Here is a 20876-nt window from a genome sequence, read left to right on the forward strand (position 1 = left end):
AGCGAAAGGAGGAAAAGCCCCGCGTGTTCGGGGGCTTGTTCTGTGGACTACCGCCTCGCTCAAGGGTTCTAACTTTCTTTTAGCAGGCCTTCGCTCGAGTGACCCGATCCACCAGATAGACCAGTCCGTGATAGTCGATGCCGCCGTGCTGCGTCAGGCCGATCTCACAGGTGCGGCTGGTGGAAATCCCCTCGTTGCAATGTTGCACCGCGTCCTTGAGTGTGCGCAGCGAGTGGCTGTTCAGCTCCGGCGTGGTGAAACCCTTGTCACCGGCAAACCCGCAACAATGAATACCTTCCGGAATCACCACGGTTTTGCTGCATTTGCGTGCCAGTTCGATCAGCGCCTGGCTTTCGCCCAGATGCTGGGTGCTGCAGGTCACATGAACTGCAATCGGTGCTTCTTGCGGGGTGAACTCCAGTCGATCGAGAAGATGCGTACGGATGAAGCGCACCGGGTCATACAGATCCAGGCGAACATTTCCCACGTCCTGCACCAGGCGCAAGGTGCACGGGCTGGTGTCGCAATAGATCGGATCGAGTCCACCGCGACTGGCGTGCAGCAGCGCGCTGATCAACTCCTGACGCTTGTGCTCGGCCTGTTCGGCGTAGCCTTTGGAAGCAAACGGCTGACCGCAGCAGAGGTTGTCCTGATTGTCCGGGAATACCACTTGGTAACCGGCTTTTTCCAGCAGGCCACGGGTCTTGTCGTACAGCGACATCTGCTCCTTGTCGCCCGCTGCCGGGCCCATCACCCGTGAAACACAGGCGGCCAGATACACAACGCGTGGGCGTTCGCCGGACACGCTCGGGCTGAAGCGAATGGCTTTTTCCGGTTGCGGCATCGCGCTGGTCCACAGCGGCACCTGGCCTTTGGACAAGCGTGTCAGGGTTGCCGACAGCTTCGCCAGGCGCGGTGCGCCGAGCAGCATCCGTGCGCCGTTGGCCACGTGCAGGGTGAAGCGTGCGCCTTGCAGGGTCTTGGCGAAATTTCCTTCGATCCAGTCAGCGGTTTTCTGATGCGTGGCGTTACGGGCGCGGAGCTTTTTCACCAGATCGCCGGTATTGATGCCTACGGGGCAACGCTGCGCGCACAAGCCTGTCGCGGCGCAGGTTTCAATGCCTTGGTACTCGTAGGCTTGTTCCAGCTCGGTGGTGTCAACGCCGGCGCGTTTCTTCGCTTGAATGTCACGCCAGATCACGATGCGCTGGCGCGGGCTGAGGGTCAGACCTTTCGACGGGCAGACCGGTTCGCAGAAGCCGCACTCGATGCATTTATCGACAATCTCGTCAGCCGCCGGCAGCGGCTTCAGGTGTTTGAGGTGGATCTGCGGATCTTCGCTGAGCACCACGTCGGGGTTGAGGATGCCGTTGGGGTCGAGCAGACGTTTAAGCTGCCACATCAACTGATAGGCATCGCTGCCCCACTCCAGCTCAACGAACGGTGCCATGTTGCGCCCGGTGCCGTGTTCGGCCTTCAGCGAACCGCCGAACTCCACCGCCACCAGTTGTGCCACGTCGTCCATGAACGCCTGATAGCGTGCGACTTCTTCCGGACTGTTGAAGCCTTGGGTGAAGACGAAGTGCAGATTGCCTTCCAATGCGTGTCCGAAAAGGATCGCTTCGTCGTAGGCATGTTTATCGAACAGCGCGATCAGGCGATTGACGCCGATGGCCAGTTGCTCGACCGGGAAGGTCACGTCTTCGATGATCACCGTGGTGCCGGTTTTACGCACCGCGCCGACGGCGGGGAAGGTGTCCTTGCGGATCGCCCAGAGCTTGGCGTTTTCGGCCGGGTCTTCGGTGAAGTCGACCTGTTTTTCCACCGGGAAACGGGTCAGCGAAGCCATGATCTGCGCCAGCTGTTCCTGCAGCAAAGTGGAAGAGGCGGCCCGGGATTCGATCAGCAGCGCGCAGGCATTGTTCGACAGGTGTTGTACGAAATCCGGCATGCCCGGTTTGTCCTGCACCGAACGCAGACTGCGTCGATCGAGGAGTTCCACCGCCGACACCGGTTGGCTTTTCAGCACGGTGACCGCGTTGCAGCAGGTTTCCACATCCGGGAACACAATCAGCGCCGAGGCCTTGTTCGGGTGGTCGATCACCGTGTCGTAGGTCACCGCACTGATGAAGCCGAGCGTGCCTTCGGAGCCGACCAGCAGGTGGCTCAAGATATCCACAGGCTCGTCGAAATCCACCAGGGCATTGAGTGACAGGCCGGTGGTATTTTTCAGACGGTATTTGTGGCGGATTCTCGCGGCCAGTTCGGCATTGGCGCGGGTCTCACGGCCCAATGTCGCCAGGTGCTCCAGCAGATCGCCGTGGCTGGCGCGAAACGCGGCGACACTGGCGGCGTCTTCGGTATCGAGACGCGTGCCGTCGGCAAGAACCAGACGAATCCCGGCCAAGGTGTGATAGGTGTTTTGCGCGGTGCCGCAGCACATGCCGCTGGCGTTGTTGGCGACGATGCCGCCGATTTTGCAGGCGTTGATCGATGCCGGATCCGGGCCGATCTTGCGCCCGAACGGTGCCAGCCACGCGTTGGCCTGCGCGCCGATCACCCCGGGTTGCAGGCGAATCTGCATGCCTTGGCCGCGAATCTCGCGAGCGTTCCAGTTATCCCCCAGCACGATCAACACCGAATCGCTGATCGCCTGCCCGGACAAACTGGTGCCAGCGGCGCGGAAGGTCACCGGGACCTGATCGCGCTGGGCCAGTTTCAACAGCGCCACCACTTCGTCCTCGGACTCGACGCGGATCACCAGTTTGGGAATCAGCCGATAAAAACTGGCGTCGGTGCCGAAAGCCAAGGTCGACAGCGGATCGTCGAAGCGGCGATCCGCTGGAATCAGTTGCTGCGCATCGCGCAGGAAATTCACCGGAAGCGTCATTGGTCCTCCAGGATCAGCACCACAAGGTCTTTCGGGCCGTGAGCGCCGTAGGCCAGCACTTGTTCGATGTCGGCGGTTTTCGACGGGCCGGACACCAGCAGCGCGTTGGTCGGCATGCCTTGGGCCCACTCGAATTCCTGTTGCACTTGATAGAAGTTGTCGCGGATTTCGCTGGCCTTGAGCAGGGCGAAATGCACCGGCGGCACCAGACTCATCAGTCGCGGTTCTTCACGGGTTGGCCAAAGGATCAGGCTACCGGTCGCGGCGATGGCGCCGAGGGTGCCGGTGAGGCTGGCCGGGGTGTTGTTGAACAGCTCGGCTTTCCATTCTTCCATCGGCCGGTTGTAGGACTTCAGCGTCGGCAGATCAGGATTGTTCGCCCAGTGTTGTGAGATGCGCTGCCCGTGAGGTGTAGTCGGTGCGATCAACAGGCTTGGCAACTGACGGTCACGCAGCAATTGCGCGAGCAGCGCCGGCCAGTCTGCGCCGGTAGTCAGATATATCTCGGTGTGCACCGCTTCCATCAGTTTGCGCAGTTGCGGGATACGTTGCTCGGCGCTGTAGGTGTAAGGCTGCGTCACCAGATCGACGTCGAAGTCGTCGGCAATCGGTGTGGCGCCGGTCAGACTTTTCCGCAGCTTGGCGAGGATATTTTGCTTGGCGCTCATCAGCGGTCTCCCTGTTTGGCCAGATGCTCGCGGGCCATGTCATGCAGTGAGCGGGCGGCGGGTTTGGGTGCGCTGTGGTTTTGCGTCCATGGGCCGACATGGCTCGGGGTCAGGGCGCGCAGACGCGTGGCGAAGAACCCGAACAACCGATACAGCGTCGGCGAGCTGTTGAGTTTCGCCCAGGCGTTCCAGATGAAGCGTTCCTTGCGCGAATATTTGCTGCCCTGACCGCGCATCACTTGATGCGGACTGTCCGGGGCTTTGACGTTTTCTTCGCGCAGGCGCCGCAGGATCGCCGGGATAGGAATTTTCACCGGGCACACTTCGCCGCAGGCGCCGCACAGCGACGAAGCGCTCGGATGATCCGGTACTTTCGCCAGACCGACCATGTGCGGGGTGATGATTTTGCCGATCGGTCCCGGGTAAACCTCGCCATAGGTGTGACCACCGACGCGGGTGTAGACCGGGCAATGGTTCATGCAGGCGCCGCAGCGGATGCAGTTCAGGGTCTGGCGCAGCTCGCTGTCGGCAAAGGCCTGGCTGCGACCGTTGTCGAGCAGGACCAGGTGCACTTCCTGTGGGCCGTCGAGTTCATGTTCCTTGCGCGGGCCGGAGATCATGTTGACGTAAGTGGTGATCGGAATGCCCAGCGCCGAGCGGGTCAGCAGTGATAGCAGCGGCACCACGTCGCGCAGGTTTTCCACAACCTTTTCGATGCCGGTGACGGCGATGTGCACGGGCGGCACGGTGGTGGTCATGCGCCCGTTGCCTTCGTTTTCCACCAGCAGCAGGGTGCCGGTCTCGGCCACGGCGAAGTTGACGCCGGAAACGCCGATGTCCGCTTCGAAGAATTTCTGCCGCAGGACCCTGCGACCGATCTGAATGAGTTGGTCAACGTCCTTGGTGTACTCCACGCCAAGTTTGTCGTGGAACAAGGACGCGACCTGACCGGCATTCTTGTGGATCGCCGGCATAATGATGTGTGAAGGCTTCTCGTGGTCGAGCTGGACGATGTATTCCCCCATGTCGGACTCCAGGCATTCAACACCTTGAGCCTCGAGGAAATGGTTCATCTCCATCTCTTCGCTGACCATCGATTTGCCCTTGATCACTTGCCGCGCCTCGTGAGCGCGGATGATCGAAAGGACGATGCCATTGGCTTCGTCCACCGTTTCCGCCCAGTGCACTGTCACACCGTTGCGGGTCAGGTTCTGTTCCAGTTGCTCGAGCAAGTCGGGCAACTTGGAGAGCGCACGCGCCCTGATCGAGTTGCCCAGGGCGCGCAAATGTTCTCTTTCGTGGGCATCGCTGAAAGCCGCTGCCCGCTTGGTCATCAGTGAATCCATCGCAGTGCGGAAGTTGTTCCGTAGCTGCTGATCGCCCAAAGCGTTGTGCGCCCGGGTGCGGAAATCTTCTTCTACGGCAACCGTAGGAATAATCGCGGAGGTGCTCATTTCGCACCTCCGGTTCGTTGCCACAGAAAGCTGGCGAGATGTTGCCCGCGCAGCGCTTCCTTTTGTTTCTCCAATGCGCCGTTGATGTTCATCAAGCAGCCGCAGTCGGCACTCAAGACCTGATGCGCGCCGGATTCCTTCAACGCTCGGGTCTTGTCAGCCACCATCGCGCCGGAAATGTCTGGCATACGGACGCTGAATGTCCCACCGAAGCCACAGCATTCGCTTTCATGGTCATGGTTGACCCGTTCCACATTGCTCAACTGCGCCAACAACTCGCGGCCGTGCAGGTGGGTGTTCATCTCGCGGCGTGCCGAACACGAGGTGTGCAGCGCGACTTTGACCGGTTCGCCGCTGTCCTTGAGCTGCACCTTGCAAACGAACAGCAGGAACTCGGCCAGCTCATAGGTGCGGGCCGCGAGGGCCTGCACCTGTTTCAACGTTTCCGGCTCGTCCTTGAACAAGTCGGCGTAATGCTCGCGCAGCATGCCCGCGCAGGAACCCGATGGCACCACCACCGGATAATCCCCGGCAAACAGCGCCAGTTGCGAGCGCGCGACCGTCCGCGCCTGCTCGGTGTAACCCGAGGTGTAGGCCGGTTGCCCGCAGCAGCTCTGCCCCTGCGGGTACTCGACGCGGATGCCTTCGCGCTCCAGCAAGTGGATCGCGTCCATCCCGGCTTCGGGGTAGAACAGGTCGACCACGCAGGTCCCGAACAGGTACACCCGCGACGGTTTCTCGCTGGGGTATTGCCGAGGTTCGGGCAGTGGCGGTGCAACGCGGGTGGCGTTGGGCACAGCGTTGTAAAAAAGCTCGCTCATCAGGCGTGTCTCCGGGTGGGCCCGGTTATCCGTCTGTGGCGGCTGCTGAATATAGACAGCATTGCTTTCAGCAGCCTTACAGACCGGGTTGTGAATTGCTGACGCCGGAATCACCAGCCGGCGTCGGTTATTTCCGTGTTGCTTGTAGGCTTCTTCCAGCTTTAGTGCACCAGCATGCCGGTGAACCAGTAGGCCTGGGCCAGGGTAATCAGGCCGACAATCGTCGCAAAGAATAGGCTGTGCTTGAGGGTGAAGCGGAACAGATCCGATTCCTTGCCCACCAGGCCAGTCGCGGCGCAGGCCACGGCGATCGATTGTGGCGAGATCATTTTGCCGGTCACGCCGCCGCTGGTATTGGCGGCTACCAGCAGGGTGTCATTGACGCCGATCTGGTGCGCGGTGGTCGCTTGCAGCGAACTGAACAGGGCGTTCGACGAAGTATCGGAGCCGGTCAGGAACACACCGAGCCAGCCGAGGAACGGTGAGAAGAACGGGAAGGCTGCGCCGGTCGCGGCCAATACCAGAGCCATGGTCGAAGACATGCCCGAGTAGTTGGTGACGAAGGCGAAGGCCAGCACCATGCCGATCGACAGGATTGGCCAGCGCAGTTCGTAGAAGGTCTCTTTCAAAGTGGTCAGACCAGTTTTGAAATTGATCTTCAGCACCAGCATCGAGATCAGCGCCGAGAAGAAAATCGCGGTGCCGGTCGCCGAGATCGGGTCGAGCTTGAACACCGCCGGAATCGCGGTCGGGGTGGCGACGATCGGCGCGGTCTTGATCACCAGTTGATCAAGGTGCGGGATGGCGAAGTTGAATACCCAGGCGTACATCGATCCGCCGGCGGCGAACATGGCTTTGAAGGGTTTGAGGGTCCAGATGGTCACCAGCACGGTGAGGATCAGGAACGGCGACCACGCCTTGAAAATTTCCCCAAGACTGTAAGGCGAAGCCACGGTGGTGCGCTTCTGGCCGAAACCGCCGACGCTGGCGGTAATCGCTGCGCTCGAGGTGGCGCCGGCGATCTGTGCACCGGCGGTGCGTTTTGGCTGCCAGACTTTAAGGAACAGAGTCAGGGAAATCAGGCTGGCTAGGGCCGAGGTGATGTCCGGCAGCTCCGGGCCGATGAAGTTCGAAGTGAAGTACTGGGTCACTGCGAAACTCAGGCCTGCGACCAGTGCTGCCGGCCAGGTTTCACGCACGCCACGCAGGCCGTCCATCATGAACACCAACCAGAACGGCACGAACAGCGACAGCAGTGGCAGTTGGCGGCCGGTCATGGCGCCGATCTTGAACGCGTCGATGCCGGTCACTTGCCCGGCAACAATGATTGGAATGCCCAGTGCGCCAAACGCCACTGGCGCGGTGTTGGCAATCAGGCACAGGCCGGCGGCGTACAGCGGGTTGAACCCGAGACCGACCAGCAGCGCAGCGGTAATCGCCACTGGCGCGCCGAAGCCGGCGGCACCTTCAAGAAATGCACCGAAGGAGAAACCGATCAGCAGCACCTGCAGACGCTGGTCGTCGGTGATCGACAGCACCGAACTGCGAATGACCTCGAACTGGCCACTCTTGACTGTCAGTTTGTAGAGGAACACCGCCGCGACAATGATCCAGGCAATCGGCCACAGACCGTAGGCAAAGCCGTATCCGGCCGCGGCGAAGGCCATGTCGACCGGCATGTGGAAGGCGAAAATCGCCACGGCAATCGACAGGGCCAGCGTGATGCTGCCGGCCACGTGACCCTTGAGGCGGAACACCGCCAGAGCCAGAAAGAAGAAAACGATGGGGATGACGGCCGCGAGTGCGGAGACGCCGAGACTGCCGAGCGGGGTATAGAGCTGTTGCCAGGTTTGCATATGGGGTGGCCCCTAATTGTTGTTGGTCAGGCACTGTCAGCGTTCTTGGTTAATTGGTAATACCAATTTACAATCGCTGTTGGCTAGGGTAAAAGCCTTGATGTCGGTGTGTCAATTTGTCGCCCTGAAACTTTTGTCGAATAAGCGGTGCAGAGGGCATCTGATCCGGTCGGGCGAATGTGCGCTGACAGGTGTCGGCGGGGCGCCGATAGGCCAGAATAGAGAGCCCGGCGAGCGGTCGGGATCGTGGAGAAATGAGTTATGGGGTTTGATCAGATTCGTCAGCGCCGTTTGTCTGACGATATTGTCGAGCGCCTCGAGGGGATGATCCTCGAAGGCACGCTGAAGTCCGGTGAGCGGCTTCCGGCCGAGCGCGCCTTGGCCGAGCAGTTCGGCGTGTCGCGTCCGTCGTTGCGCGAAGCGATTCAGAAACTGGCGGCCAAGGGCTTGCTGGTCAGTCGCCAGGGCGGCGGCAATTATGTGGTGGAAACGCTCGGCTCGACCTTCAGTGATCCTCTGCTATTGCTGCTGGAGAGCAATCCCGAGGCGCAGCGCGACTTGCTGGAGTTTCGGCACACTCTGGAGGCATCGTGCGCCTATTACGCAGCATTGCGCGCCACGGATGTGGATCGTGAGCGTCTGACTGCAGCGTTCAATGAGTTGCAGGATTGCTATACGCGGCATGACGAAGTGAGCCGGGCGGAAGAGGGCGCGGCGGATGCCAAGTTTCATCTGGCGATCGCCGAAGCCAGCCACAACGCAGTGCTGCTGCACACCATTCGCGGGCTGTTCGATCTGCTCAAGCGCAACGTGGTGACCAACATTGGCGGCATGTACAAGCAGCGCACGGAAACCCGCGACATGCTGATCTCTCAGCACCGGGAGCTGTATCTGGCGATTATCGAGGGGCGTGCGGAGCAGGCGCGGGAGGTTTCCAGTCGGCACATTCTGTATGTGCAGGAGGTGCTGGAGGAGGTGCGGCAGGAAGTTCAGCGCATGGCTCGGGCGGAGCGGCGCAAGGGAATGTAGCTTTTAGAGGCAAAAAGATCGCAGCCTTCGGCAGCTCTTACAGGGAAATTCTCATTCCTGTGTAGGAGCTGCCGCAGGCTGCGATCTTTTAAAGCAGGAAAATTATTCTTCCTTGCCCTTGTTGCGCACGGCGCGCTGCAATTCACGACCGGCGTCGCGTTCGCGCTCGGTGTCACGCTTGTCGTATTCCTTCTTGCCCTTGCCCAGAGCGATCTCGCACTTGACCATGTGCTTGCTCCAGTAGAAGGACAGGCACACGCAGGCGTAGCCTTTCTGTTGCACGGCAGCGGCGAGTTTTTCCAGCTCGCGCTTGTTGAGCAGCAGTTTGCGGGTGCGGGTCGGATCGGCGATGACGTGGGTGCTGGCGGTCATCAACGGCGTGATGTGACTGCCGAGGAGCCAGGCTTCGCCATCCTTGAGCAGCACGTAACTGTCGACCAGTTGCAGCTTGCTTGCCCGCAGACTTTTTACTTCCCAGCCGGCCAGGACCAGACCAGCCTCGAAACGATGTTCGATGAAGTAATCGTGTCGCGCCTTTTTGTTCTGCGCGATGGTCCCTGTTGGGTGTTTCTTCTGTTTAGCCATAGGGGCGGCATTATATGGAGATAAACGGTCCTCGGCTACGGTGATGCTGCGTGCTTGAGCACGTTGAGTGAATCCCGGACAATGCGGCCTCTTTTTCTAACGCTTGGGCGTGATATTCAATGTCGACAGACAAGGTTTCTGTCCACGGCAGTTGGGCTAGCCGCTGGGTTTTCATATTCGCCGCGACCGGTTCGGCCGTGGGACTGGGCAGCATCTGGAAATTCCCCTACATGGTCGGGGTCTACGGCGGCGGCGCCTTCGTGCTGATGTTTCTGGCCTGCATCGCCCTGATCGGGATCCCGGTCATGCTGGCTGAAACCCTGATCGGCCGCCGCGCACGGCAAAGTCCGGCGAACGCCCTGAAGGTGCTGGCGCTGGAAGCCGGGCATTCGGGCAAGTGGTCGTGGGGCGCATTTGCCGGGATGATCACGGCGTTGCTGATCCTGTCTTTCTATAGTGTGGTTGGCGGCTGGTCGCTGGATTACATCATCGACATGGGGCGCGGCGACTTCCAGGGCGCCACGGCGGAGCAGGTCGGCGCTTATTTCGGCAATGTCATCTCCGATCCCTGGCGCCTGACACTTTGGCATACAGTTTTCATGCTGTTGTCGGCCGTGGTGATCGCCAAAGGCGTGGTTGCCGGGCTTGAGCGCAGTCTGCGGATCATGATGCCGCTGCTGTTCGTGATGGTGCTGGTGTTGCTGGGTTACAGCATGACCACCGGGCATTTCATGGAAGGCGTGCATTTCATGTTCGATTTCCACCCGGAAAAAGTCCTCGACGGCTTGCTGCCCGCCATGGGCCATGCGTTCTTTTCCCTGAGCGTGGGCGTCGGCTCGATCATGATCTACGGCGCTTACATGACCAAGGAAGCCTCGTTGTCCGGCACGGTGGTCGGTGTGGCACTGCTCGACACCTTCGTGTCGCTGGTGGCCGGTCTGGCATTGTTTCCGATTGTGTTTGCTGGCGGTTTGAACCCTAGCGAAGGTCCGGGCCTGATGTTCGTCAGTCTGCCATTTGCCTTCGGTAACGTGGTTTTCGGCCAGTTGATGGGCGTGGTGTTCTTTGTCCTGGTGGCAATTGCCGCCTGGAGCTCGGCGATTTCCCTGCTCGAACCGATGGTTGCCTATTTGGTTGAACGCACGAAAATCAGCCGTGGCTGGGTGACTTTCTGGCTGGCATTTATTTGCTGGTTCGTCGGTCTGGGTACGGTTTTCTCCTTCAATATCTGGAAGGAAGCCAAATTTTTCGTGAACGATGGCGGGCTGTTTCATCTCTACCAATGGGGGGCGGCAGGCGGTCTGGACTTCTTCGGCGTGATCGATTTCTTCACCTCGCGGATCATGTTGCCGCTCGGTGGCTTGTGCTTCGTGCTGTTTGCCGGTTGGGTGATGGGGCGTGAGGCGGTGCGTGACGAGTTGTCGATTCGTAACCCGGCGCTGTTTGCCCTGTCCTTGTTCTTGATGCGCTACGTGGCGCCTATCGGCATTCTTGTAGTGTTTGCCGCTCAGCTCTGGAAGTAACGCTTACATGACGACACATATTCAACGTTCGGCGTTGCTGCCATACCCGGCGCAATTCCTCTACGACCTGGTCAACGACGTCGCGCGTTACCCGGAATTCTTGCCATGGTGCTCGTCCGCCGAGGTGCTGGAGAGTTCGCCCGAGCACATGCGTGCCAGCGTTGGCGTGGCCAAGGGCGGTCTGAGTCAGCACTTCGTCACGCGCAATACGCTGGTGCCGGGGCAATCGATCGAGATGAACCTGGAAGAAGGCCCGTTCAACCAACTGCATGGCGTCTGGGTCTTCAAAGCGTTGAACGAGAAGGCCTGCAAGATCAGTCTTGACCTGTCTTTCGACTACGCCGGCCCGCTGGTGCGCGCGACGCTCGGCCCGCTGTTCAATCAGGCGGCGAATACGTTGGTGGATGCGTTCTGCCAGCGCGCCAAGCAGATGCATGGTTGAGCCGGTGATCGAGATTGAGGTGGTGTATGCCGCCGTGGATCGTCAGATCTTGCGCACTTTGAGCGTTCCTGAAGGGACGACAGTGCGTGAGACGGTGCTCAAGTCAGGTATTGGCGATGAATTTCCGAAGCTGGACTTGAGCGAGTGCCCGTTGGGTATCTTCGGCAAAGTGATCGCGGATCCGCAGGTTCGCCTGATTCAGGCGGGGGATCGCATCGAGATCTACCGGCCGCTATTGGCAGATCCGAAAGAGGTTCGGCGCTTGCGGGCGGCCAAGGCTGCCGAAGCCAAGGCGCGAAATCAGTAGGACGAGCAAATCGCAGGCAATAAAAAACCCGGAAATTCCGGGTTTTTTATTGCCTCGCACATTACTGCGGCGAGGTGTCCAGCGGTTCAGGCGTCGGAACCGGAACGGTTTCAACACCGTCCACGTCCTTCTGGATCGAATCCAGCAAGGAGCCCGGTTTGGCTGGTTGTTCCGGCTTCGGCTTCTCGGCGTTTTCAGCAGGGGCGGTCACGCTGGTGCCACTGTCCTTGCCGAGAATGGCTTCGTCACGGCTCACGCCCGGCATGAAGTCACCGGACAGGCTGACAAGCTGGTCGTTGGAGTTGAAGTTAACACTCACGCGTTCCTGTTGGCGTTCACCGCCACCAGGTTGCAGGCTGTACAGATAATCCCAGCGATCGGCATGGAACGTGTCGGTCAGCAGAGGGTTACCCATGATAAACCGTACTTGCCGACGGGTCATTCCCGGGCGTAACTGGTCTATCATGTCCTGCGTGACGACATTGCCCTGCTGGATGTCGATTTTGTAAACCCCGGGGAATGAACAACCGGCGAGTGCGAGCAGTCCCACAAAGGTGAAACTGGTTAGCAAGAGCTTGGTGTTTTGCATCGGTGGGCGACTTCCACTATCTTGGCTGGGACAACGTAAACGCCGATCATACCCGCATTAAGAGAAGCTGCGAAGCAGCATCGCGAGAAAGCTGACCATGGTTGAAAATAGCGAACTACGCAAAGCCGGCCTCAAAGTGACCCTGCCACGGGTCAAGATCCTGCAAATGCTCGACTCTACCGAGCAGCGTCACATGAGTGCCGAAGACGTCTACAAGGCGTTGATGGAAGCGGGCGAGGACGTCGGTCTGGCCACGGTTTACCGTGTTCTGACCCAGTTCGAAGCCGCTGGCCTCGTGGTCCGTCACAACTTCGACGGTGGCCACGCGGTATTCGAATTGGCCGACGGTGGCCACCACGACCACATGGTCAACGTGGAAACCGGTGAAGTCGTCGAATTCGTCAGTCCGGAAATCGAAAAGCTCCAGAAGGCAATTGCCGAGGAGCACGGTGTTGATCTGGTAGATCACAATCTGGTGCTGTACGTACGCAAGAAAAAGTAAGCATGTCGCGCGAATTTCAGGTTCGCGAAACGAACGAAGGCGACCCAAGGGTCGCCTTCGTGCTTTCTGCTGTGCTTAAACTTTTGCGGTAACCACCATTTTTTTTGCGTGAGCCAAAGACTCTTTGGTCAGGTCGATGCCGCCCAGCATCCGCGCCACTTCTTCTATACGGTCGTTCTTGCTCAGCTTGGACACGGCGGTGTGAGTCGCCTGTTCGCCCCGTACCTTGTGCACGAACAAATGCTGATGACCCTGCGCTGCCACTTGCGGCAAGTGCGTCACGGTCAGTACCTGCCCGCGATCGCCAAGACGTCGCAACAACTGGCCGACGATTTCGGCGGTCGGCCCGCCGATACCCACGTCCACTTCGTCGAATACCAGGGTCGGCACTCTTGAGGTCTGCGCGGTAATCACCTGAATCGCCAGACTGATCCGCGACAGCTCGCCGCCGGAGGCCACTTTGGCCAGCGCCTTCAGTGGCTGGCCGGGGTTGGCGCTGACCAGCAGTTCAACCTGTTCCAGACCATTGGGCAGCAGTTCGTCGCTGCTATTGGCGCGCAATTCAATGGTGAAGCGCCCGCCCGGCATGCCCAAGCGCTGGATTTCCTGCTCCACGGCGCTGGCAAGGCTGCCGGCGGCCTGATGACGCAAGTCGCTCAGCTCGCGGGCCTTCTCTTGATAATGGCGTGCGTAGGACGCCAGTTCTTCACCCAGGCGCTCGATGGATTCGTCGTTGGCGTTAAGGGTTTCGATCTCATCCAGCAACTTCTGCTGCATCTCGGCGACTTCGGTTGGCTGGATCCGGTGCTTGCGGGCCAGGGTGTAAATTGCGTCGAGGCGTTCTTCCAGATACTGCAGGCGCGCCGGATCGGCATCGAAGTTGTCGAGGAAGCGATTGAGTTCGCCCACGGCTTCTTCGACCTGGATCTGCGCGCTGGTCAGCAGGCTGCTGGCTTCGCCCAGTGCGCCAACCGAGTTGTTCACGCTCGACAGGCGATTGAGGCTGGCGGTCAGTGCGTTCAGTACGTTGCCGGAATCGCTTTCGCTGCACTGCTCGACCACCTGTCGGCAAATGCCGAGCAGGGTTTCGGCATTGGTCAGGTTTTTGTGTTCCTGCTCCAGCTGTTCCAGCTCGTTTTCGCCGAGGCCGAGGTTTTCCAGTTCTTCGAGCTGGTAGCTGAGTAGTTGGTGGCGCGCGCGTTGTTCGTCGCCGGAGTTGGAGAGGCGCTCCAGCTCCTGGCGAGTCTGGCGCCAGCGCTGCGCAGCCAGTTGAACCTGGCGGGCCAGATCGGTGGCACCGGCGTATTCATCGAGCAGGCGGCGATGGGTATCGATTTTCAGCAGGGACTGGTGTTCGTGCTGGCTGTGGATATCGATCAGCAGTTCGCCGAGAGCCTTGAGATCGCCGAGCGGGCAGGGCGTGCCATTGATATAGCCACGCGAACGGCCTTCAGCGGTGATCACCCGACGCAGGATGCATGGGCCGTCGTTTTCGAGATCGCGTTCGGCCAGCCAGGCATGGGCTTCGGGAATGTCGACCAGATCGAAGGTGGCCAGAATGTCGGCCTTGTCGGCGCCTGGGCGAACCACGCCGCTGTCGGCGCGATCGCCCAGGGTCAGGCCCAGGGCGTCGAGCATGATCGACTTGCCGGCGCCGGTTTCCCCTGTGATCACGCTCATCCCGCGATCGAGTTCGAGATCGAGATGTTCAACGATGGCGTAGTTATGTACGGACAGGTGCACCAGCATAAAGGCCGCTCCCAGGCTTTAGGTCTGGTTATTTATACAGTGTTTTGTTTCAGGCTGACAATGCCCTCGCTTAGCTCGATTTGCTTGATCCGATCAAATGCTTAGTCCGAGCGGGAATGACAATGCAGCACTTTTTTGTAGGGTTAATCATTGCAGGCCCTTGAAGCCTGATTTTGCGGCCCCATATATCGGGGCAGAAGCGCGAGTACAGCTCGCGGACGTAATTGAAAGGAGAATTCTATGGCTGACGAACAGACAGTAGATACGCAAAATCCAGAAGCCAATCAGGCGCCCGAAACTTCGGGTGACGACCTGGCGACCCGTGTACAAGTGCTCGAAGAGCAGTTGGCCGCCGCGCAGGATCAGTCGCTGCGCGTAGCTGCCGATCTGCAGAACGTCCGCCGTCGTGCCGAGCAGGATGTCGAGAAGGCGCACAAGTTTGCGCTGGAAAAATTCGCCGGTGACCTGCTGCCGATCGTCGACAGCCTGGAGCGCGGCCTCGAGCTGTCGAGCCCGGACGACGAAAGCATCCGTCCGATGCGCGAAGGCATCGAGCTGACCCTGAAGATGTTCCACGACACCCTCAAGCGTTATCAGCTTGAAGCGATCGATCCGCATGGCGAACCGTTCAATGCCGTTCACCATCAGGCGATGGCCATGCAGGAAAGCGCCGACGTCGAACCGAACAGCGTTCTGAAGGTGTTCCAGAAGGGCTACCAGCTCAATGGCCGCCTGTTGCGTCCGGCCATGGTTGTGGTCAGCAAGGCGCCGGCGCCAATTTCGCCTTCGATTGACGAGAAGGCTTGAAATTAGCCGCAAGGCCCCCATTTAGAAGTCAAGCGTTTAAGTATTACCGCAGTTAGCCACCACTGCTGCGGCAACAAAATCCAAAGTTTCGGGAGAGTGAACATGGGCAAAATTATCGGTATCGACCTGGGGACTACCAACTCCTGCGTCTCCGTGCTGGAAAACGGCGTAGCCAAAGTTATCGAAAACGCCGAAGGCGCGCGTACCACGCCGTCGATCATCGCTTACGCCAACGATGGTGAAATCCTCGTTGGTCAGTCGGCCAAGCGTCAGGCAGTGACCAACCCGCACAACACCCTGTACGCGGTGAAGCGTCTGATCGGTCGCAAGTTCGACGAAGAAGTCGTACAGAAAGACATCAAGATGGTCCCGTACAAAATCGCCAAGGCTGACAACGGCGACGCCTGGGTTGAAGTGAACGGCCAGAAAATGGCGCCGCCACAAATCTCGGCTGAAATTCTGAAGAAGATGAAGAAGACCGCCGAAGACTACCTCGGCGAGCCTGTGACCGAAGCGGTGATCACCGTTCCGGCCTACTTCAACGACAGCCAGCGTCAGGCGACCAAAGACGCCGGCCGCATCGCCGGTCTGGACGTTAAACGTATCATCAACGAACCAACCGCAGCTGCTCTGGCTTACGGTATGGACAAGGCCAAGGGCGATCACACCGTGATCGTTTACGACCTGGGTGGCGGTACTTTCGACGTTTCCGTGATCGAGATCGCTGAAGTTGACGGCGAGCACCAGTTCGAAGTGTTGGCCACCAACGGTGATACTTTCCTCGGCGGTGAAGACTTCGACATTCGTCTGATCGACTACCTCGTTGACGAATTCAAGAAAGAAAGCGGCATGAACCTCAAAGGTGACCCGCTGGCCATGCAGCGCCTGAAAGAAGCCGCTGAGAAAGCCAAGATCGAGCTGTCGTCCGCGCAGTCGACCGACGTCAACCTGCCATACATCACTGCAGACGCCACCGGTCCTAAGCACCTGAACGTGAAGATTTCGCGTGCCAAGCTCGAAGCTCTGGTTGAAGACCTGGTTCAGCGCACCATCGAACCTTGCCGCATCGCCATGAAAGACGCCGGTATCGACGTTGGCGCGATCAACGACGTGATTCTGGTCGGCGGTCAGACCCGTATGCCGCTGGTGCAGAAGCTGGTGACCGATTTCTTCGGTAAAGAAGCACGTAAAGACGTGAACCCGGACGAAGCGGTTGCCATGGGTGCTGCGATCCAGGGCGCCGTTCTGGCCGGTGACGTGAAAGACGTTCTGCTGCTCGACGTCAGCCCGCTGACCCTGGGTATCGAAACCATGGGTGGCGTGATGACCGCGCTGATCGAGAAAAACACCACGATTCCTACCAAGAAATCGCAAGTCTTCTCGACTGCCGACGACAACCAGGGCGCCGTGACCATTCACGTTCTGCAAGGTGAGCGTAAGCAAGCCGCACAGAACAAGTCCCTGGGCAAGTTCGACCTGGCCGACATTCCACCAGCTCCACGTGGCGTGCCGCAGATCGAAGTGACCTTCGACATCGACGCTAACGGCATTCTGCACGTTGGTGCGAAAGACAAGGCGACCGGTAAAGAGCAGAAGATCACCATCAAGGCCAACTCCGGTCTGTCGGATGAAGAAATTCAGAAGATGGTTCGCGATGCCGAGCTGAACGCCGAGGAAGACCGCAAGTTCGCTGAACTGGCTGAATCCCGTAACAAGGGTGATGCACTGGTTCACTCGACTCGCAAAATGGTTACCGAAGCGGGCGACAAGGTCAGCGCTGAAGAGAAGACCGCGATCGAAGCCGCTGTGGTTGCACTGGAAGCCGCTGTGAAAGGCGACGACAAGGCTGCCATCGAAGCGAAGATCGAAGAGCTGTCGAAAGTCTCGGCTCCGGTTGCTCAGAAGATGTACGCCGAACAGGCTCAGCCTGCTGAAGGCGCGGCACCGCACGACGAGAAAGCTGAAAAGGCTGACGATGTTGTCGATGCCGAGTTCGAAGAAGTCAAAGACCACAAGTAAGTTGTTGGTCGGCCGGTTGACTGCCTTGCGGCGGTGACTGGTAGGATGTCGCCGCGCGGGAGCTTGCTCCCGCGTTGGCGTATCTGGAATACACGAATTTTTACAGCATGCGACAAGGTTCGCCTGCTGCTGGTATGGCCGGGAATGCTCCTGCTTTTCGCGCCGCAAGTACCAAAAGAAACAAAGACCAGGATCGTTGAATTGACGTGAGTTGGGTCCGGGCCTGTATTGGGGCTCAACGAGTTTGGCCATCCTCAGGAGGGGTTTGCCGAACGTCCTCAAGAGTGCAAAAGACTTATGGCAAAGCGTGACTATTACGAAGTATTGGGTGTAGAGCGTGGTTCAAGCGATGCAGACCTGAAGAAGGCCTATCGTCGTCTGGCGATGAAGCATCACCCGGACCGTAATCCCGATGACAAAGCGTCGGAAGAACTGTTCAAAGAGGCCAACGAGGCCTACGAAGTATTGTCCGATTCGAGCAAGCGCGCGGCGTACGACCAGTACGGTCATGCTGGCGTCGACCCAAGCATGGGTGGCGGTGGCGCCGGTTTCGGCGGGCAGAACTTCTCCGACATCTTTGGCGATGTCTTCAGTGACTTCTTCGGTGGCGGTCGTGGCGGTTCCCGTGGCGGCGCCCAGCGCGGCAGCGATCTGCGCTACACCCTGGAGCTGAATCTGGAAGAAGCGGTGCGCGGCACTACCGTGAATATCCGCGTTCCGACACTGGTCAATTGCAAGCCATGCGATGGTTCCGGTGCGAAGAAAGGCTCGTCGCCATCAACCTGCCCGACCTGCGGCGGCATCGGCCAGGTGCGTATGCAGCAGGGCTTCTTCTCGGTGCAGCAGACCTGCCCGCGCTGCCATGGCCAAGGCAAGATCATTTCCGATCCGTGCGATTCCTGCCACGGCGACGGTCGCGTCGAAGAGTACAAGACCCTGTCGGTGAAGGTGCCGGCTGGCGTTGATACCGGCGACCGCATTCGTCTGTCTGGCGAGGGCGAGGCGGGCACCCAGGGCGGCCCGACCGGCGACCTGTACGTGGTGATCAACGTGCGCGAACACGACATCTTCCAGCGCGATGGCAAACATCTGTTCTGCGAAGTGCCGATCAGCTTTGTTGATGCGGCGCTCGGCGGCGAGCTGGAAATCCCGACCCTCGACGGTCGCGTCAAACTGAAAATCCCTGAAGGCACCCAGACCGGCAAGCAGTTCCGTGTACGCGGCAAAGGCGTGGCGCCGGTGCGGGGCGGTGGTGCGGGCGACTTGATGTGCCGTGTAGCGGTCGAGACCCCGGTCAATCTGAATCGTCGTCAGCGCGAATTGCTCGAAGAGTTCCGCAGCTCGCTGGCGGATGACAACAGTCACTCGCCAAAAACCACCGGTTGGTTCGATGGCGTGAAGCGCTTCTTCGGCGATCTGTAAGGAGTCGGCATGCGACGTATAGCTGTGATGGGCGCCGCCGGGCGCATGGGCAAGATTCTGGTCGAGGCCGTGCAACAGCGCGCGCCGCTGACCGGCCTGACCGCGGCGATCGTTCGTCCCGGCAGTACGCTGATCGGGGTGGACGCCGGTGAGCTGGCTTCGCTGGGTCGCATCGGTGTGCCGTTGTCCGGCAATCTCGAATCGGTGGCTGAAGAGTTCGATGTGCTGATCGATTTCACCCTGCCGGAAGTCATGCTGAAAAACCTCGCGTTCTGTCGCAAGGCTGGCAAGGCCATGGTCATCGGCACCACGGGGCTGGATGCTGCGCAGAAGCAACTGCTGGCCGAGGCGGGCAAGGATATTCCGATCGTGTTCGCGGCCAACTTCAGTGTTGGGGTCAATCTGTCGCTGAAGCTGCTCGAAATGACCGCTCGGGTGCTGGGCGATGATGCGGACATCGAGATCATCGAGGCGCATCACCGGCACAAGATCGATGCGCCTTCGGGCACGGCCCTGCGCATGGGTGAAGTGATCGCCGAGGCGCTGGATCGTGATCTGCAGAAGGTTGCGGTCTATGGCCGTGAAGGCCACACCGGTGCGCGCGAGCGGGAAACCATCGGTTTCGCTACCGTGCGTGGTGGTGATGTGGTCGGCGATCACACCGTGCTGTTCGCTTGCGAAGGCGAGCGCCTGGAGATCACGCACAAGGCTTCCAGTCGCATGACATTCGCCAAGGGTGCGGTGCGTGCGGCGTTGTGGCTGGATGGTCGCGAGCCGGGTCTGTACGACATGCAGGACGTGCTCGACCTGCATTAATTGACTGCTTTACCCAGCGCAAACGCCCGGTTTGCGCTGGTTTTTCTGCACCGCGCGACGGCCTGTCGCATTCTCCGGCCTTTTAGGCTCTTTAGCGGTGGACCAAAAAAGCCTTTTTCTGTAAGCTACAGCTTTAGTGTGTCCACTAAAAGCGCGCAGAATAATTCGGTGAAGAAGCGGGGTGACGTGTCCATACGTCACTCCGCTTTTTTACAACCTGCGATTGCCCTTTCATGCGTTATTTACGGGAGGTCTTCTTGACTAAGCCAGCCATACTCGCCCTTGCTGATGGCAGCATTTTTCGCGGCGAAGCCATTGGAGCCGACGGTCAAACCGTTGGTGAGGTGGTGTTCAACACCGCAATGACCGGCTATCAGGAAATCCTTACCGATCCTTCCTACGCCCAGCAGATCGTTACCCTGACTTACCCGCACATCGGCAACACCGGCACCACGCCGGAAGACGCCGAGTCTGACCGCGTATGGTCCGCAGGCCTGGTGATTCGTGACCTGCCGCTGGTAGCGAGCAACTGGCGTAACACGATGTCCCTGTCCGACTACCTGAAAGCCAACAATGTTGTGGCAATCGCTGGTATCGATACTCGTCGCCTGACCCGCATCCTGCGTGAAAAAGGCGCACAGAACGGCTGCATCATGGCCGGCGACAACATCTCCGAAGAAGCTGCAATTGCCGCCGCGCAAGGCTTCCCGGGCCTGAAGGGCATGGATCTGGCGAAAGTCGTCAGCACCAAGGAAAAGTACGAATGGCGCTCCACTGTCTGGGACTTGAAGACCGACAGCCACGCGACCATCGAAGCGTCCGAGTTGCCGTACCACGTGGTTGCCTACGACTACGGCGTCAAACTGAACATCCTGCGCATGCTGGTCGAGCGCGGCTGCCGCGTGACCGTGGTGCCGGCGCAAACCCCGGCTGCCGATGTGCTGGCACTCAAGCCGGACGGCGTGTTCCTGTCCAACGGCCCTGGTGACCCGGAGCCTTGCGACTACGCAATCAAGGCGATCAAGGAAGTGCTGGAAACCGAAATTCCGGTCTTCGGCATCTGCCTCGGTCACCAACTGCTGGCTCTGGCCTCCGGCGCCAAGACCCTGAAAATGGGTCATGGCCACCACGGTGCCAACCACCCGGTGCAGGATCTGGACACTGGCGTTGTGATGATCACCAGCCAGAACCACGGTTTCGCGGTTGACGAAGCGACCCTGCCGGCCAACGTGCGTGCGATCCACAAGTCGCTGTTCGACGGCACCCTGCAAGGCATCGAGCGCACTGACAAGAGCGCGTTCAGCTTCCAGGGCCACCCTGAAGCGAGCCCGGGCCCGAACGATGTGGCGCCCCTGTTCGACCGCTTCATCAACGAGATGGCCAAGCGACGCTAAGCG

General features: G+C 59.6%; 18 protein-coding genes. 10 read left to right on the forward strand and 8 right to left on the reverse strand.

Annotation, left to right across the window (positions count from 1 at the left end; genetic code table 11):
- Positions 1–79: 79 nt before the first annotated feature.
- The 5 genes from E3Z29_RS06380 to E3Z29_RS06400 all read right to left on the reverse strand — a co-directional run bounded on the left by E3Z29_RS06380 (position 80) and on the right by E3Z29_RS06400 (position 7689).
- Positions 80–2890, reverse strand: a complete 2811-nt coding sequence (locus tag E3Z29_RS06380; protein ID WP_134785403.1) for an FAD-binding and (Fe-S)-binding domain-containing protein — start codon at positions 2888–2890, stop codon at positions 80–82.
- Entirely contained in the window at positions 2887–3558 is a 672-nt protein-coding gene (locus tag E3Z29_RS06385) for a lactate utilization protein C (protein ID WP_134785404.1), read from the reverse strand. The genes E3Z29_RS06380 and E3Z29_RS06385 overlap by 4 nt, the downstream gene beginning before the upstream one ends.
- The gene (locus E3Z29_RS06390) at positions 3558–5012 is read right to left on the reverse strand and encodes a LutB/LldF family L-lactate oxidation iron-sulfur protein (RefSeq protein WP_134785405.1); all 1455 of its coding nucleotides are present in this window, start codon (positions 5010–5012) and stop codon (positions 3558–3560) included. The genes E3Z29_RS06385 and E3Z29_RS06390 overlap by 1 nt, the downstream gene beginning before the upstream one ends.
- Positions 5009–5833, reverse strand: a complete 825-nt coding sequence (locus E3Z29_RS06395; protein ID WP_134785406.1) for a (Fe-S)-binding protein — start codon at positions 5831–5833, stop codon at positions 5009–5011. The genes E3Z29_RS06390 and E3Z29_RS06395 overlap by 4 nt, the downstream gene beginning before the upstream one ends.
- A gap of 161 nt (positions 5834–5994) precedes the next feature.
- A complete protein-coding gene (locus E3Z29_RS06400; RefSeq protein WP_134785407.1) occupies positions 5995–7689 on the reverse strand; it encodes a lactate permease LctP family transporter in 1695 nt (564 codons plus the stop codon).
- A 261-nt stretch (positions 7690–7950) separates the two neighbouring features.
- Between E3Z29_RS06400 and E3Z29_RS06405 the strand changes: the two genes are divergently transcribed.
- Entirely contained in the window at positions 7951–8718 is a 768-nt protein-coding gene (locus tag E3Z29_RS06405) for a GntR family transcriptional regulator (protein WP_027610772.1), read from the forward strand.
- 102 nt (positions 8719–8820) lie between these two features.
- Here E3Z29_RS06405 and smpB read toward each other — a convergent pair whose 3' ends face one another.
- Positions 8821–9303, reverse strand: coding sequence for an SsrA-binding protein SmpB (smpB, locus tag E3Z29_RS06410; protein WP_003221505.1), 483 nt, complete (start codon positions 9301–9303; stop codon positions 8821–8823).
- 119 nt (positions 9304–9422) lie between these two features.
- On the opposite strand from smpB, the gene E3Z29_RS06415 reads away from it, so the two are divergent.
- Genes E3Z29_RS06415 through E3Z29_RS06425 form a run of 3 tightly spaced genes read left to right on the forward strand, consistent with a single transcriptional unit; the run spans position 9423 to position 11575 of the window.
- Positions 9423–10826 (forward strand): sodium-dependent transporter, encoded by a 1404-nt coding sequence (locus E3Z29_RS06415; RefSeq protein ID WP_007961408.1) that lies wholly within the window; start codon positions 9423–9425, stop codon positions 10824–10826.
- 7 nt (positions 10827–10833) lie between these two features.
- Entirely contained in the window at positions 10834–11268 is a 435-nt protein-coding gene (locus tag E3Z29_RS06420; RefSeq protein ID WP_003221509.1) for a type II toxin-antitoxin system RatA family toxin, read from the forward strand.
- The gene (locus tag E3Z29_RS06425; RefSeq protein ID WP_134785408.1) at positions 11261–11575 is read left to right on the forward strand and encodes an RnfH family protein; all 315 of its coding nucleotides are present in this window, start codon (positions 11261–11263) and stop codon (positions 11573–11575) included. The genes E3Z29_RS06420 and E3Z29_RS06425 overlap by 8 nt, the downstream gene beginning before the upstream one ends.
- A gap of 61 nt (positions 11576–11636) precedes the next feature.
- On the opposite strand, the gene E3Z29_RS06430 is transcribed toward E3Z29_RS06425, so the two are convergent.
- Entirely contained in the window at positions 11637–12164 is a 528-nt protein-coding gene (locus E3Z29_RS06430; protein ID WP_027610774.1) for an outer membrane protein assembly factor BamE, read from the reverse strand.
- Between the two features lie 97 nt (positions 12165–12261).
- On the opposite strand from E3Z29_RS06430, the gene fur reads away from it, so the two are divergent.
- The gene (gene fur / locus E3Z29_RS06435) at positions 12262–12666 is read left to right on the forward strand and encodes a ferric iron uptake transcriptional regulator (protein WP_003221515.1); all 405 of its coding nucleotides are present in this window, start codon (positions 12262–12264) and stop codon (positions 12664–12666) included.
- Positions 12667–12741: 75 nt separating this feature from the next.
- Here fur and recN read toward each other — a convergent pair whose 3' ends face one another.
- Positions 12742–14415, reverse strand: a complete 1674-nt coding sequence (recN, locus tag E3Z29_RS06440) for a DNA repair protein RecN (RefSeq protein WP_098967145.1) — start codon at positions 14413–14415, stop codon at positions 12742–12744.
- A gap of 240 nt (positions 14416–14655) precedes the next feature.
- Here recN and grpE point away from each other — a divergent pair, with 240 nt between their 5' ends.
- From grpE to carA, 5 genes are all read left to right on the forward strand, one after another.
- A complete protein-coding gene (gene grpE, locus E3Z29_RS06445; RefSeq protein ID WP_007961425.1) occupies positions 14656–15222 on the forward strand; it encodes a nucleotide exchange factor GrpE in 567 nt (188 codons plus the stop codon).
- Positions 15223–15324: 102 nt separating this feature from the next.
- The gene (dnaK, locus tag E3Z29_RS06450) at positions 15325–17241 is read left to right on the forward strand and encodes a molecular chaperone DnaK (RefSeq protein ID WP_003221521.1); all 1917 of its coding nucleotides are present in this window, start codon (positions 15325–15327) and stop codon (positions 17239–17241) included.
- Positions 17242–17538: 297 nt separating this feature from the next.
- The gene (gene dnaJ, locus E3Z29_RS06455; RefSeq protein WP_003221522.1) at positions 17539–18663 is read left to right on the forward strand and encodes a molecular chaperone DnaJ; all 1125 of its coding nucleotides are present in this window, start codon (positions 17539–17541) and stop codon (positions 18661–18663) included.
- Between the two features lie 9 nt (positions 18664–18672).
- Positions 18673–19479 (forward strand): 4-hydroxy-tetrahydrodipicolinate reductase, encoded by an 807-nt coding sequence (gene dapB, locus E3Z29_RS06460; protein ID WP_134785409.1) that lies wholly within the window; start codon positions 18673–18675, stop codon positions 19477–19479.
- A gap of 257 nt (positions 19480–19736) precedes the next feature.
- Positions 19737–20873 (forward strand): glutamine-hydrolyzing carbamoyl-phosphate synthase small subunit, encoded by a 1137-nt coding sequence (gene carA, locus E3Z29_RS06465; protein ID WP_027610776.1) that lies wholly within the window; start codon positions 19737–19739, stop codon positions 20871–20873.
- Positions 20874–20876: the final 3 nt, after the last annotated feature.

Origin of the sequence: Pseudomonas sp. S150 (assembly GCF_004526365.1) — a bacterium.
Lineage (GTDB): Bacteria > Pseudomonadota > Gammaproteobacteria > Pseudomonadales > Pseudomonadaceae > Aquipseudomonas > Aquipseudomonas putida_A.